At 51.0% G+C, this 13,092-nt stretch carries 13 protein-coding genes and 2 pseudogenes; 13 read left to right on the top strand and 2 right to left on the bottom strand.

What is annotated here, in order from left to right:
* Window positions 1–71 precede the first annotated feature (71 nt).
* From AC1XDK_RS24375 to AC1XDK_RS24360, 4 genes and pseudogenes are all read left to right on the top strand, one after another.
* Window positions 72–335 (top strand): annotated as a pseudogene (locus AC1XDK_RS24375) (ATPase P); the annotation flags it as partial.
* A 1,033-nt stretch (window positions 336–1,368) separates the two neighbouring features.
* Window positions 1,369–2,652, top strand: coding sequence for an LVIVD repeat-containing protein (locus tag AC1XDK_RS24370; protein ID WP_483352619.1), 1,284 nt, complete (start codon window positions 1,369–1,371; stop codon window positions 2,650–2,652).
* Between the two features lie 24 nt (window positions 2,653–2,676).
* Window positions 2,677–3,870 (top strand): LVIVD repeat-containing protein, encoded by a 1,194-nt coding sequence (locus AC1XDK_RS24365; protein WP_483352618.1) that lies wholly within the window; start codon window positions 2,677–2,679, stop codon window positions 3,868–3,870.
* Between the two features lie 776 nt (window positions 3,871–4,646).
* On the top strand, window positions 4,647–5,636 hold the full coding sequence (locus tag AC1XDK_RS24360) for a multicopper oxidase family protein (RefSeq protein WP_483352617.1): 990 nt from the start codon (window positions 4,647–4,649) through the stop codon (window positions 5,634–5,636).
* Between the two features lie 157 nt (window positions 5,637–5,793).
* On the opposite strand, the gene AC1XDK_RS24355 is transcribed toward AC1XDK_RS24360, so the two are convergent.
* On the bottom strand, window positions 5,794–7,062 hold the full coding sequence (locus AC1XDK_RS24355; RefSeq protein WP_483352616.1) for an LVIVD repeat-containing protein: 1,269 nt from the start codon (window positions 7,060–7,062) through the stop codon (window positions 5,794–5,796).
* Window positions 7,063–7,247: 185 nt separating this feature from the next.
* Here AC1XDK_RS24355 and AC1XDK_RS24350 point away from each other — a divergent pair, with 185 nt between their 5' ends.
* The 6 genes from AC1XDK_RS24350 (at window position 7,248) to AC1XDK_RS24325 (ending at window position 9,836) form a co-directional block, all read left to right on the top strand.
* A complete protein-coding gene (locus AC1XDK_RS24350) occupies window positions 7,248–7,457 on the top strand; it encodes a hypothetical protein (RefSeq protein ID WP_483352615.1) in 210 nt (69 codons plus the stop codon).
* Window positions 7,454–7,846, top strand: a complete 393-nt coding sequence (locus tag AC1XDK_RS24345; protein WP_483352614.1) for a hypothetical protein — start codon at window positions 7,454–7,456, stop codon at window positions 7,844–7,846. The genes AC1XDK_RS24350 and AC1XDK_RS24345 overlap by 4 nt, the downstream gene beginning before the upstream one ends.
* The gene (locus tag AC1XDK_RS24340) at window positions 7,839–8,708 is read left to right on the top strand and encodes a DUF8008 family protein (RefSeq protein WP_483352613.1); all 870 of its coding nucleotides are present in this window, start codon (window positions 7,839–7,841) and stop codon (window positions 8,706–8,708) included. The genes AC1XDK_RS24345 and AC1XDK_RS24340 overlap by 8 nt, the downstream gene beginning before the upstream one ends.
* A 299-nt stretch (window positions 8,709–9,007) precedes the next feature.
* Window positions 9,008–9,151: a hypothetical protein gene (locus tag AC1XDK_RS24335; protein ID WP_423746975.1), complete on the top strand. Its 144-nt coding sequence runs from the start codon at window positions 9,008–9,010 to the stop codon at window positions 9,149–9,151.
* On the top strand, window positions 9,148–9,546 hold the full coding sequence (locus AC1XDK_RS24330; RefSeq protein ID WP_483352612.1) for a type II toxin-antitoxin system VapC family toxin: 399 nt from the start codon (window positions 9,148–9,150) through the stop codon (window positions 9,544–9,546). The genes AC1XDK_RS24335 and AC1XDK_RS24330 overlap by 4 nt, the downstream gene beginning before the upstream one ends.
* Before the next feature lie 80 nt (window positions 9,547–9,626).
* Window positions 9,627–9,836: a hypothetical protein gene (locus AC1XDK_RS24325; protein WP_483352611.1), complete on the top strand. Its 210-nt coding sequence runs from the start codon at window positions 9,627–9,629 to the stop codon at window positions 9,834–9,836.
* Between the two features lie 54 nt (window positions 9,837–9,890).
* Here the strand turns inward: AC1XDK_RS24325 and AC1XDK_RS24320 are convergent, their stop codons facing one another.
* Complete coding sequence (locus tag AC1XDK_RS24320; protein ID WP_483352610.1) at window positions 9,891–10,172, bottom strand: hypothetical protein; 282 nt, start codon at window positions 10,170–10,172, stop codon at window positions 9,891–9,893.
* Window positions 10,173–10,317: 145 nt separating this feature from the next.
* On the opposite strand from AC1XDK_RS24320, the gene AC1XDK_RS24315 reads away from it, so the two are divergent.
* From AC1XDK_RS24315 to AC1XDK_RS24305, 3 genes and pseudogenes are all read left to right on the top strand, one after another.
* On the top strand, window positions 10,318–10,800 hold the full coding sequence (locus AC1XDK_RS24315; RefSeq protein WP_483352609.1) for a cation:proton antiporter regulatory subunit: 483 nt from the start codon (window positions 10,318–10,320) through the stop codon (window positions 10,798–10,800).
* A gap of 33 nt (window positions 10,801–10,833) precedes the next feature.
* Window positions 10,834–12,040: pseudogene (locus tag AC1XDK_RS24310) on the top strand (cation:proton antiporter).
* Between the two features lie 199 nt (window positions 12,041–12,239).
* Window positions 12,240–13,046 (top strand): diadenylate cyclase domain-containing protein, encoded by an 807-nt coding sequence (locus AC1XDK_RS24305; protein ID WP_483352608.1) that lies wholly within the window; start codon window positions 12,240–12,242, stop codon window positions 13,044–13,046.
* The last annotated feature ends 46 nt before the right edge of the window (window positions 13,047–13,092 follow it).

Here is a 13,092-nt window from a genome sequence, read left to right as displayed (position 1 = left end):
TTACGGACAAAATATTATAAAAGTTTCTACTATATGTAAGTAATAATATATTGTACTATGTTGAATTGCCCGCTCTTGAGACGGTAGACATTGCGTTGTTGAGCGATGATCTCACCAAGTTGCCGTATCTCGCTGGATTGTATCAAACAGCAACGTCGGTGATTCGCCAGAACATCGGGACAAGTCTCGGTATCAAAACGCTGCTGGCAATTGGGATGCCGTTTGGCCTCGTGAACGTCATCGTGGCAGTCGTTGTCGGCGACATGGGGATGAGCATTAGTGCGAGGGCAAATGCGATGCGACTCTCGCGGCTCAAACCCAGCCGGTTCTTCTGAGGATATTCAAGTCGGGTCACAAATCTCACCCGAACGATTGTAAACTTGATTCAGTATACTGGCCTAACTCCTGTTCAATATCCAATTCACACCACCCTAAAGGCGACAACACACTTGCTGCCGTACGAACCAACAATCCCCGATAGAACCCGGTATCATACTCGTCTAATCTCTCACTCGCTAACATCACCCGCTCACGCGACTGCTTTGCATCATCCATCACCATATACGACACACTCTGACCAGGCGCACGCCCCACCCCAAATCCGCCGCCCGCTCTAGGCACTCACCGCCATTGAAGGCGAGAAACCACATGGTACCACTGTCACCCGCGTCTGGGAGAAGCTTGTCGAGCTTGGTGGGCACGATGTTACCGAAGCGACTCGCCAGGTCAGTCGCCGACAGGAGAAAAAAGAGATCATCGCGATGGAACAGAACGCAGCAGAACGACTGCTCGAAAGTCGGTACGTTGGTCTCGATTTGGTTGAGACCACAGACGAGAAAACGATCACGGTGGAGATTACGGTGTCGTAATCACCACCGAGCCACCGACCGTAATCGACGACCCCCAAGAGATGAAGAGGGGGTGCAAGTTGCACCCCCTCTAAGGGCGGAATGAACGGTTGGCTACTGGAGGGTGTAATTGCTTCTTCTTCTCTTCGCGATCCGAAGAGAAGGAATGAAGCAGTGCAGCTGATTACACTGGTTGGCTGAAGGAGATTACGACAGTGTAATCAGTTCGCGATCACCGGTCGAGAATCGAATCTTTAAGCGCGACAATCTCAGCCATGATCGTGTCGACGTTTCCCTCGTCACTGCTGCTCGTTGCTGCTACCAGTAGCGATTTTCTCTGAGCGACGATTTCTCCAGAGTTCACCAATAGAACGAGGTCATAATGTGAGAGTTTAATACTCTTAGTCTACAGTTCAAATTAAACATGTATCCACAGCATGAATGGTTGTAATGATGTGTCATTTTGTATGGAAAAATAATAAATAATTCCCTACTCAACAGGACTTTGGATTGTTAAACAATGACAAAGATCAACCGACGGACTACCCTCAAGTTACTGGGTAGTACAGCCGTGGTGGGCAGCACAGGACTCGTGAACGCAAAACACAAACGAGGAAAACCCAACAAAGGACGGATTCGCAAGCTGGGCCACTCGTTGCTGTCGGATCCGCCAGGGGAATTTGCAGAAGAGGACATCCGAAATGATGGGATGTACGGCGTCGTCGGAAGTTTCTTCGGCGAAGGTGGTAGCTTCCTGGTCGATCTCCGAAACCCAACCAACCCAACGGAAGTCCACCGACTACCGTCTTCAGCAGATACGCGCAACGCCGACGTGGCGTTTGATCCACGTGACGGACTCTACTATCGATCCCAAGAACCGAACAACGAAAACGGGGTCGGTGGAGTCGAAGTCATCGACTACGGCTATGGCGACGCAACAGCTGAAGAACCAGAGATCATCAGTCGGCTCGATACCGGGCACACCCATAACATCTTCCCGCATCCGAATGAGCCGGTTCTGTACGCAACAAACGAAGAAGCAGGTGATCCAGGTCTCGACATCTGGGACGTCAGCGACCCATCAGAGCCAGAGTTCCTTGGTCAGGGTGGGCTCCAAGGTGGATTGCACGACATGGTGGTCGATCCGGACACTAACCTGATGCATTGTGCATACATCTTTGCGGACGAGGATGGCTTCGAGGGATATGCTATCCACGATGTAAGTGATCCGGCGAACGTTCAACCTGTTGGCGCGTTCGATTACTCCACCGCACCCGATTATTCCGCAGTCGGCGAAGAAGGCTTCGAGTTGTGTCACTACGCCGATTACGATCCTGAACGAGGACTAGCGGTTGTTGGTGACGAAAAAGGAAGCGGCATACCGGGCGGCAAACATATCTTCGACATCGGGTACGAAGAAGGCTCACCCGAAAATCCGATTCCCATCGGGTTTGCAGTATCACCGAACGCTGAATTGATGGACGAGTCGGGCGAGACCTACGACTGGACGACACACAATCACGATGTCATTCCAAAAGGAGACACCACCCTTCTTGTAAGCGGAGACTATCACGAAGGAACTGTCGTCTACGATATTTCTGATCCACGCGATCCAACGCCAACCGATCAGTACCGAACGGACGACGATTTGGACGAAGTCAGTGAGATTCTGTTCCCACTTGGAGATCCTGCAGCGCCGATGGCGTGGGGAGCCAACTACAGCGAAGAGCGGGATCTCGTGTTCACGAGCGACATGGTTACTGGAGTGTACACGTTCAAAGTAACGCCTGGACGTGCAAAATGAAGATGAGAACAAAGGGTGACATCGATGTCTAGTCCCCGGCGACAGTTCCTGAAGGTTGTCGGGACAACTGCTGTTGGTCTCGGAACTTTGGGGATGGCGAGCGCGCGGAAGCAGACTCACAAGTCGGACACGTTGCGCTTGGTCAGTGAGGTCGCTGTCGAGGGTGCCGAAGAAGTCGTTGCCCAGAACAAGTGGGCGTATGTTGCAACCGGTGATGGCTTCGCCGTCGTCGACTGGCGAAATCCGAATCGACCTGAAAAAGTCGTAGACATGCATGCACCAGGTGTCGGTATCGCCGATGTCAAGGTCGAAGGCGATGTCCTCGCAGTCAGTAGCCAAGGAAGCGAGGAGCACGACCATAGCGGTGGAGATGGTGGAAACACAGTCCCCGACGAGGAAATCGGGACCCACTTCTACGACATCAGTGACCCAACTGACCCACAGTATCAAGGGACCTTTCAGGTGCTCCCGAATGGCGTCCACAACTCACACTTGGACGGCGACATCGCCTACATCTGTAAGGAATCACCATTCGATGACAGTGCGCTGTTTATCGTCGATATCAGTGATCCGTCGGATCCGACCGAGCTTGCTGAATGGCGGGTTGAAGATGCCCATCCCGAGCTTGACTCTCCGACGAACTTTGTCCACGACGTATACGCACAAGATGGGTATGCGTATCTCGCTTACTGGGACGCTGGAACGCGAATCCTTGACGTGAGCGATCCTGCGAATCCGGTAGAGGTCAGTGCATTCGGTGAAGCACCCGGTGCCGATCAGGGGACTAGTGGAAACGTCAATAGCCGAATCTATGGGCCACCTGGGAACGCACACTACGTCCAACCATCGCCCGATGGTAACCACGTCTATGTCGGTGCTGAGACGTATACGACCTATTCAGGCGGCATCAAGGTCTTCGATGTGACTGACTTCGACGCACCAGAACAGGTTGCTCGTATCGATCCCCCAGATGTTGACGAAGGAATCTTCGGGGAGACGTCGCACAACTTCGACGTGACCCGAAACCGTCTCTACACGTCGTGGTATGATGGCGGTGCGACGGTTTTCGACATCACTGACCCATCCAATCCAGAGCAAACGTATCGATACGATCCGCCAGGATCGTCGTTCTGGACGGCCATCCGTCAGCGTGGATTCGTTATCGTGAGTGACATCGGGAGTGGAATCAAAGTCCTCAAAGCAGACCACGGCCAATAGAAAGGCCGTAATCGCAGCCGGGGGCTGAATCGTCTCTCTCGAGACGATTCGAACTACTGTATATTGACAATGCCATAATGGAAAAACTGACAAGAAGACGATTGTTGAAAGCAAGCATAGCCATAGGAGTGACAGGGGGAGTATCTCAGAGTATCGGACAGGTTTCCGCAGAATCCTCACCTACTCTTGCAAAATACGTACAGCCATTACCGGTCCCAGCAGTACGAGAACCGGATGGGAAACGAAAGGGAGCAGAGTATCACGAGGTATCGGTATCGGAGATCACACAGAGCCTTCATCCTGAACTTCCAGATACGACACTCTGGGGGTTCGACGGTGTTTTCCCCGGTCCCGTCATCGAAGGACAACAGAATCAACGGCTGAAAGTTCGCTTCGATAACAGTCAACTGCCGACGGAACATCTTTTCGGTGTAGATAGGCGGATTCACGGAACCGAACCGGAGGACTATCCTGAATACGATGGTCCCGTTCCAGAAGTCCGAACGGTGACGCACTTTCACGGACTCAATGTTGCGCCTGAAAGCGACGGGCAAGCCGAGATGTGGAAATCACCCGACGGGATCACGGGCCCTCGATTCGTCAAACACGTACATGACATACCGAACCGCCAAGCAAAACTGACGTCGACCTATCACGACCACACACTCGGTATCAGCCGTCTCAATGTCTATGCAGGGCTCGCAGGATTCTACTTTATCCGGAGTCACACAGAAGAAAAACTCAACTTACCTACCGGCGAGTACGAGATCCCGCTGATGCTCCAGGACCGGACGTTTAACGAAGACGGGTCGCTGTACTATCCGGAGTCCTTCGTGCCGAATTTCGCTGGCGATACTGCCGTCGTCAACGGAGCCGTTTGGCCGTATCTGGACGTCGAACCACGTCGATACCGGTTCCGGTGTATTAACCAATCGAACGGTCGCACGTTCAATTTCCGACTGAGTAATGAATCCGGTACGACCGTCCCGACTCTGTACCAGACCGGGGCCGGCCATGGATTCTTCGAGTCGGTGGTTCCGATCGGGCCCGACAGAGACCTCGATTCCCTTCTACTCTCGCCGTTCGAACGTGCCGACATCGTCGTCGATTTCTCTCAGCACGCAGGCGAGACGTTCACAGTCACGAACGATGCTGAATTCCCATTCGAAGGAGAGAACGAGGGGAGCGAACTCGGTGAACTCCTACAGATTCGGGTATCGGAGACGAACAAGGGAGAGACTGACACTAGCGCGGGTCCCACGGATCTAAAACTCCCAAACACCTCTGGACTCAACGACCAGCCTGTAAAGGAGACCCGGCATATGTCCCTGAACATGACGGTCGACAAATATGGACTCCACAAACACCTGCTAAACAACTCGGGGTTCTTCGACGAAACGCGTGTGAAACCGCAGCTCGGAACAACCGAAATCTGGGAGTTCAAAAACAAAACACATCACACGCACCCGATGCATCTCCACTTAGTCGACTTCCGCGTTATCGGTCGTGGACCAAATGGAACCGAAGAGCCTGCTCCGAACGAGCGAGTGGGAAAGGACGTCGTGCGAGTCAATCCGGGAGAAACGGTACGTATTCTCGTTCGGTTCAGCGATTTTACGGGACAATATCCATGGCATTGTCATATCCTTGAGCATGAAGATCATGCCATGATGCGTCCGTTCGAAGTCGTAACGGGAAAAGCCGACGAGAAACATGGGAACAACCATACCGATCGCGGAAAAGGAGATCAAGAGAAATCCCAGTAGTGCAGTAACACTCCTAATCAGTTGCTATCACCTCGGGAATCCCGTTTTGTCGACATTGATTGTGTACGAGTTATCGTGAACCGCTTCAGGGTCACGCCCCGGGCATTCGCCTCGGTCGTCTGTAAAAACGAGATGACAATGGTCCTACTGTGCTGTACTACTGATCGACAGCACCCATTCCTGGATTCTTGGGATGATCTGATCCACTGAATGCGGGTGGTTGTTGTTTTCCGTGATCAGCATGGAGGAACACAAGTCCACCACCGATGTCGCTACCTACCGTGAATCCACGGCCAGAAACGGCAGTCCAAAATGATGTTTCCTCTGTCGCATAGTGACCAAGCTGTTCTGGGTTTGCTGGATCTGTGATGTCGAAGATAGCGATGCCACCGTTGTACCACGATGTGTGAAGTCGATTATTCGTTACGTCGAAATTATGTGACGTTCGGAATGCATCGATATTTGGCGGGGAAATACGAGCGACTTGTCGTGGATTATCATAGTCCGAAACATCAAAGACCTTGATTCCACCATAATCGTGGTCATCGGGATTTTCGACGAAGTCACCTGGAAACGTCTCTGCACCCACATAGACATGCTGGCCATCTGGCGATGGCTGCACATAGTGAGCATTTCCAGGGAGCGTCAGATATCGCTCTGTCCGCGAGTCGCTTGGATACGGCATATCACCGTTCGGTGCGGCACCGAAGTGCGACAAAGTCGTTGGGTTTTGGGGATCGCTCACGTCGGCAATGATCGTCCCAGCGTCCCAATATGCCTGATACAGCAGTTTGTCCTGAACGTAGACATCGTGACACGGATTAACACCCGAAGCAGCATATTCAGGGAAGTGGTCTTTGAGACGATATTCACCGACTTTTGCCGGCGCAGTGGGGTCACTCACATCAACGATTTCACAGCGCGCTTCGCTGAACGGGGTATCACCAGATTCGTTGACAGTGAGATAAGCGAAGTCACCAACTAGGAAGTGATTGTGTATCGAATCACCCGCGTTGTAGAAGCTAAGTTCGGTCGGATTTTCGGGATCGCTGACATCGATAAAGGTAGCACCAGGGCCACCATTACTTGCAAGGCCCGCAAGATTACCATTGACCTTCACGTCGAGAATCCCACCGGCAGGATCGGAGGCATCGAGGCGAGCTACCTCTTTGGGGCGGCCAGGATTCCGCCAGTCAACTACCGCCAAACCAGACCCAGTTGCAACATACGCATACTTGCCTTGCGTGACGGCTTCAAGCGCCCCATCTACAGCTACATCACTGAAGAGCCGAAGTTGACCTGAATGGGCATCATCTCCTTCCCCATCACCAGGTGGATGAGCACCAACGATGTCAGTAAGGCCTGCCGCTGCCAATGAGGTCGATCCAACTAGCTGCAAGGTTTTACGTCTACTAAATTTACTCATTTTTCATCACAGCATATATCAATAATATCTAATCAATTAAAAGTATATTGTATTTAAATATACTAATTAAATATGAATCTGACTGAAGAGAAAGTACAGAATAATGGGATGTCGGTAGGTGAAGTGAACGACGGCAGAAAACCGAGAACGTGTCAATCAGGAGTGAAAATTCAAACTCTCCTGTCGTGGTTCCCGAGCCCGGTGAGCACGTCCTGTACGTCGCCACACCGTCGAACGATCTGTACCGGTTGCAGTACCGGTACTACGACGCAATCGAACACACCGAGGCCGACCTCGATCGGTATGGTCGCACACCTTCGGGCAAGTATGCCTGGTTGCGAACGTACGCGACGGTCGAGTGCATCGTCAATCCGACGGGAGGTGAGCAAGCGTGAGTGGGTACGCTCCGAAGCCGTTGAGCCCACCCGATGCCGACGCACTCGTTCAACACCTCTCGCCCGGTGATTGCGTTCGCATTACGACCACGAAGTCGCCACGGATGATCCTCACAGTCAAAGCAACGAACCCACCAACACGCTGCGGACCGCATCTCGTTCTGACGGCTCCGCCAATCACCACGACTTCACAGCCCGAAATCCAGCAAGCCACCTTTCACTGCACCAGTCAGCCCGATTCTGCCATGACTGTTCTTGAGTACACTCACACCGCCACAGATACGATTACCCGTTGTATCGGTTCGCTCACCACCATCGCTTACCTGCCGCGCCTCTCCACGCCAGCAGAGGACACAGCGGCCACAGTGGAGGTGCCCGTCAATGAGTAACACCACCACGTCCGGAGCGTCCAGTGTTCTCGATGACAACGACTTCTCGGTCAGCGACCTCGCCAGGCACGTCCAATCGCTCAGTGACCGTGTTGACGATCTCGAACAGGACGTCGCCGAGAAAGAGGAGCGAATCAATGAACTCGAACAACGAGTTGATGCCAGAGAAGACAAGGCAGCCAAAGCGAAAGCCCACAGAAAGGCACTGGCCCGCAAAACGCAGTCCGCTGGCGAACGTATCGACGAGTTGCAAGCTCGCGAGTTCGAGAAAGGTGCCCACTTGCTTGTCGACAACGTCGACAAAGAGCGGATCACTGTCGAAGGCAACAAACTCGAACGGATCACGAAAGACGATGGCAACACCTACTTCCGACTCCCCGGTGAGGAAGACGCGCTCGGTCGCGGTGGTGCCGTCGCTCATTCGACGGCGGATCTCCTGCCAATCCAGCGATTTGCTCGGTATGACGACGAGATGCTTGCCTCCGTCACCAATCGCAAACCCGACGAACTCGCAAGCAAGGCGTGGCGTGAACGCGATGAGGCCGGTCGCTACTCACTCTGGTCGAAGGGAAGTGGCGAGATCCGAGCCTACCTCGATGCGTCAGAGCTAGCTGATTGGATTCGCCTGAAAGAGTCCGGTGTGAGCAAGAAGTACAGCCAGGAACTCGCTCGCCGGACGATGGACGCAATGCACGAACTCTCGAATGGCCGACTCGGGAAAATCAAACGTCAACGGTCCAAAGACGGACTAAGCTACCAAGAGACGCGTCTCGTGCTCAAGTCGGACGTTGAGCTACCTGGAGAGGTCATGAACAAGAACACGGACGATAGTCCGACCACAGACGGGGTTGCTGGAGAGTAGCGTGGTCGGGACGATAACACGCCCGAGAGGGACACGAATCTAACACGAACACCAACGCAAACGCGGTCGTGGACGTCCCGAATTGACACAGTTCGGGACAGACGCCGTACGGCTACTCGTAAGTACGGTAGTTGTATCGGCATCTATCGGCTCAAAGCCAGCGGGAGGGGGAGAGCTGATACCGGCCACCGCGTTTGTGGTCGGAGCGGAACACCGAAATCCCGTGATTGCTTGAGTGCTACGCCTGATTCGCAAATACGGGGGAAGGTTTCTTAGCCTGGCACACAAATGGCTATGTAATGAGTATCTTAGCGAGCGACTTCACGGAGCTGACGAAAACCACCGATGAAAAAGAGCGATTAGGTGACGCGCTTGCTGGCGAAGCAAGCGAACTGGACGTGGATTCTGTTGCTGCGGTTCGAGAGCTACGGGAACGCGAATGAGGTACTTTGTCGATACGAATATTTTCATTGCGGCACTCACCGACGAACCCAACCGAGGAGATGTTGCAGTCGACTTCTTGAACCACGAGGCAGACCTCTATACCTCGCTGCTGAATGTGATGGAGTTGCGGAGTGTTCTTGGCAAAAAGAAGCAGCTCAAACAAGAGCGTGTGGCCGAATTGGAGCGACGGGTTACATCCCAGGTTGAAATTGTCGTTCCGGATGCATCCGACATGCTTGCCGCAAATAAACGACATCAGGAGACATTGCTCTATCCGATGGACTGTCTTATTTTAGCTTGTGCCGAAAGCCAAGACACGACATTAATCTCGTTCGATAAGGAGCTCATTGAAGCAGGAGCGCGCTCACCGGAAGAAATCATCGACGATTCATAGACAACGTTATCGAACCTGTAAGCATCGGCGTTTGCTTCATTTTAACGCAGATAAATACCCAGCACGTCGAGGACAAGTACTTGAACGTCCTCGAGCACGCGAAGAACGTCGCCAAGACGAATGATGCAATGGTTGCACGATCAGGCTATCGAGAAGTCGCGACACACTATGGCTGTGCGTACAAGAACGACGGTTATCGTGTGATGGAGGAGATGGCCGAACGGGTGCCCGGCGTAGCCTACAAGGAACCTCGAACGTTGTCGATCTGTTCGTTGATGGTGATTAATTGACCTCAGGTAGACTTATAAACCCCATTTGTCGATTAAACTCCAGAATATGGTTGTTTAGTGAATAACACGGTGAAAATCAACAGCATGTCTAATTTCGCTTGCCTTCACACGACCATGGGCCAAAAATGGTGCAATCACATCAGTTTGATATCGTAGCTTTGATTTTGCTTCCTTCTCCCAATCAGCAGTTGAAAGGATTGCGAGGAGCATACCTGCAGAATTTCGATACTCGATCGAGTTATCCACTCGCTTTGAGCGAAGACCATTGACTGAGTTTATGATGAGTTCGTGTGCTTCTTCTTTTTCGATATCAAGATAGATCGTAACAAAGGTCATTCCCAACATAGAGATCAGATTTGGAGTCGTATAACTCGTCGGGGTCGAAAATGTCGATAGATCATATAATAAGCTCGTAGTTTGTGAAATATATCGGAAAACCCCAAAGCGAAGGTTATCAATCTCCAACAGAGATGCACACTGTATGACGGTCTACGAAACTGAAGTTCCGGGTGTCGGAATGAAATATGAGGTCGACACTGATGAACAGACACGGTTAGTAGTACTTGTACACCATGATGGTCGACGAGAAGTGTATCTCCGCCCTGATGAAGACGCTGATAGTGAAAAGCTGTTCTCTCTCACTGGAAAGCAGGCACGACAGGTCGGATCGATCCTTGAAGGAACGTACTTCCAGCCAGTTGAACTCGATGAAGTCACTGTTCCTCTTGGGGATGCAATCATTGAATGGATTGATGTTCCTCCACACACCAGCATTGTTGGAAAGACTCTTCGCTCACTTGAGCTTCGCAGTCAAACTGGCGTCTCAATCATTGCAATTCAGCGAGGAGAAGAAACGGTCCCGAATCCAGATCCAGAAGAGAGAATCCAGGCAGACGATATTCTGGTAACAATTGGAACTCGGGACGAGCAAGCAAGCCTCTCTGAACTAATTCGTGCCGACTAGTCTACGCAGCAAAACGGATTGGGACCACTACTAATGGCCAACGTACTCCTCATCGAGATTGGCATCGCACTAACGGCGATCGCACTAGCAGGTGCGCTCGCAAATCGAATTAGCCTCTCTGTGATACCTGCTTACATCATTGTGGGAATCATTATCGGACCTCACGAACCAACATCGATTGGTGGGATTTCTCTCCAGCTGGTTGAAAATAGAGAAGTCATTGATCTCTTGGCAGAACTTGGAATCGTCTTTCTCTTGTTCTTCTTAGGCCTCGAGTTCAGTATTAGCCAACTTCTCGAGGCACGAACTCAAATTGGGAAAGTTGGACTCATTGACTTTCTGATTAATTTTGGAATTGGAATCGGATTGGGAGTCTTGTTCGGATGGTCACTGCTCGAAACACTATTTCTTGCAGGGATCATTTATATCTCATCAAGTGCGGTTATCACGAAATCGTTGCTCGAAAATGGGTGGATTGCGAATCCAGAAAGTAACCCAATTTTAGGAACGCTCGTTTTCGAAGATATTCTGATTGCAATCTATCTCGGCAGTAGCACTCGGCAGTGGCGATTTTGCGAGCGCTGCCGTGTCAGTCGGGACAGCATTCGTCTTTCTCGGCGTGTTGACAGCCATCGCGTGGTATGGGACTGGCCTCGTCGAAGAATTATTTGCAACAGAGTCAGATGAACAGTTCCTTCTGCGCGTACTTGGTGTGACTATCCTCATTGCTGGTGCTGCGCTTGCAAGCGGTGTCAGTGAAGCTGTCGCCGCATTCTTCGTCGGAACAACATTCAGCCAAACAGCTCACTTAGAGCGAGTCGAGCGAGTTGTTTCACCGGCACGCGATCTCTTTGCAGCAATATTTTTCCTCTCGATTGGCTTGACGACAGATATCACCGTGCTTGCGGACGTCATCGGATTGCTGGTCGTCGCAATTGTACTCTCGGTCATTGGCAAAATCATCAGCGGCACAATTTCTGGACGAGCCTACGGACTGAGCTCGAAACGATCACTCCGTGTTGGGTTTGGAATGGTCCCACGAGGCGAATTCTCGTTGGTGATCGCGGCGCTTGCTGGAGGAGTGAGCGGTGTTGCGTTCCAATCTGTGATTCCGGCGTTCACCGTCGGATATGTGTTGTTCATGAGTATTATTGGAACAGTACTGATTCAACATGCAGATCGGCTTATCGAAGGAATAGTTTCAGCTGTATCCCAATTGTCATATATCGATGACATATGAGTGAGTATAAGCTTCGGAATGAGATTGGAGTACTTTACGAATCATAGCTAGGATAGACACAACTATTTGGAAAAGAAATTTTCAGTATAGAGAACTCCCCAATGGGTATGAGTTGTAGTTTTGAGAACGATTAGACACCAATTTGACAGACAGAGGAGTCTAAGGGAATGAGCACAAATTATAGAGACACCATTACACAATGGACCAGTTACAAGACTTGTACAAGGAAATCATAGTGAATGTTGACACTACTTTGTTGTTTAACCCTACAAAGTCACAATATGACAGATGGGAAAACGATGTCAATACTGTCGTTGTGGGAATAGAGAATGATTTTGACGAAGAGCAGTTTATCGAACTACCCATAGAATTTCAAGACACAGCCAAACTCTTTCGTTTTGGATTAACGGGTGCATTAGATCGTGAATTTATTACTGACAGTGACATCGTGGTTTGTGCTGCACAGCTCTTTAACGATAGCATTGACACAGTTACGCGGATTGACGCTGATCGAAGCGAAACAAGCAAACTCTACGATTTCTTTTTCCACTCGAGGGCAGAACAACCAGTAATCAAAGCGATACTTGAGTTAGCGATCGGATTAGGAAAAACTGGTCAGAAAGGAAAACCAGTCGGAGCCCTATTTACGATCGGCGATGCAGGCACTGTGATGAATTCGTCTCGCTCGCTCTCATACAATCCCTTTGACCAATCTCACGTTCATGCTGGCGACCCAATTGTCAGTGTGATGCTGAAGGAATTCTCACGTCTTGATGGTGCTTATGTTATTTCTGGTGCGGGAAAAATAGTAAGTTCGCATCGGTATCTTGAACCGGCGATTGATAATCTCGATATTCCAAAAGGACTTGGGACACGACACAACGCAGCAGCCGCGATTACAGATGAAACAGAGGCAGTCACGATTGTTTTGAGTGAGGGAGATAGTCGTGTCCGGGGGTTCAAAAATGGAGATTTGATCTTCAATATCGATCCGGACCAATACTGATCTTCATATATTCACGAGGTCACTCTAAGAATATTCGAAACGATTC

Source organism: Haladaptatus sp. HS23 (genome assembly GCF_056892285.1).
Note: the sequence above shows the minus strand (reverse complement) of the source record. Positions and strands in the feature narration are given on the sequence as shown.

Bases quoted from the DNA above. Each gene is read 5' to 3' on its own strand.
- AC1XDK_RS24370 (WP_483352619.1), top strand. From the start codon at position 1,369: ATGACAAAGATCAACCGACGGACTACCCTCAAGTTACTGGGTAGTACA.
- AC1XDK_RS24365 (WP_483352618.1), top strand. From the start codon at position 2,677: ATGTCTAGTCCCCGGCGACAGTTCCTGAAGGTTGTCGGGACAACTGCT.
- AC1XDK_RS24360 (WP_483352617.1), top strand. From the start codon at position 4,647: ATGCTCCAGGACCGGACGTTTAACGAAGACGGGTCGCTGTACTATCCG.
- AC1XDK_RS24355 (WP_483352616.1), bottom strand. From the start codon at position 7,062: ATGAGTAAATTTAGTAGACGTAAAACCTTGCAGCTAGTTGGATCGACC.
- AC1XDK_RS24340 (WP_483352613.1), top strand. From the start codon at position 7,839: ATGAGTAACACCACCACGTCCGGAGCGTCCAGTGTTCTCGATGACAAC.
- AC1XDK_RS24335 (WP_423746975.1), top strand. From the start codon at position 9,008: ATGAGTATCTTAGCGAGCGACTTCACGGAGCTGACGAAAACCACCGAT.
- AC1XDK_RS24330 (WP_483352612.1), top strand. From the start codon at position 9,148: ATGAGGTACTTTGTCGATACGAATATTTTCATTGCGGCACTCACCGAC.
- AC1XDK_RS24320 (WP_483352610.1), bottom strand. From the start codon at position 10,172: ATGACCTTTGTTACGATCTATCTTGATATCGAAAAAGAAGAAGCACAC.
- AC1XDK_RS24315 (WP_483352609.1), top strand. From the start codon at position 10,318: ATGACGGTCTACGAAACTGAAGTTCCGGGTGTCGGAATGAAATATGAG.
- AC1XDK_RS24305 (WP_483352608.1), top strand. From the start codon at position 12,240: ATGGACCAGTTACAAGACTTGTACAAGGAAATCATAGTGAATGTTGAC.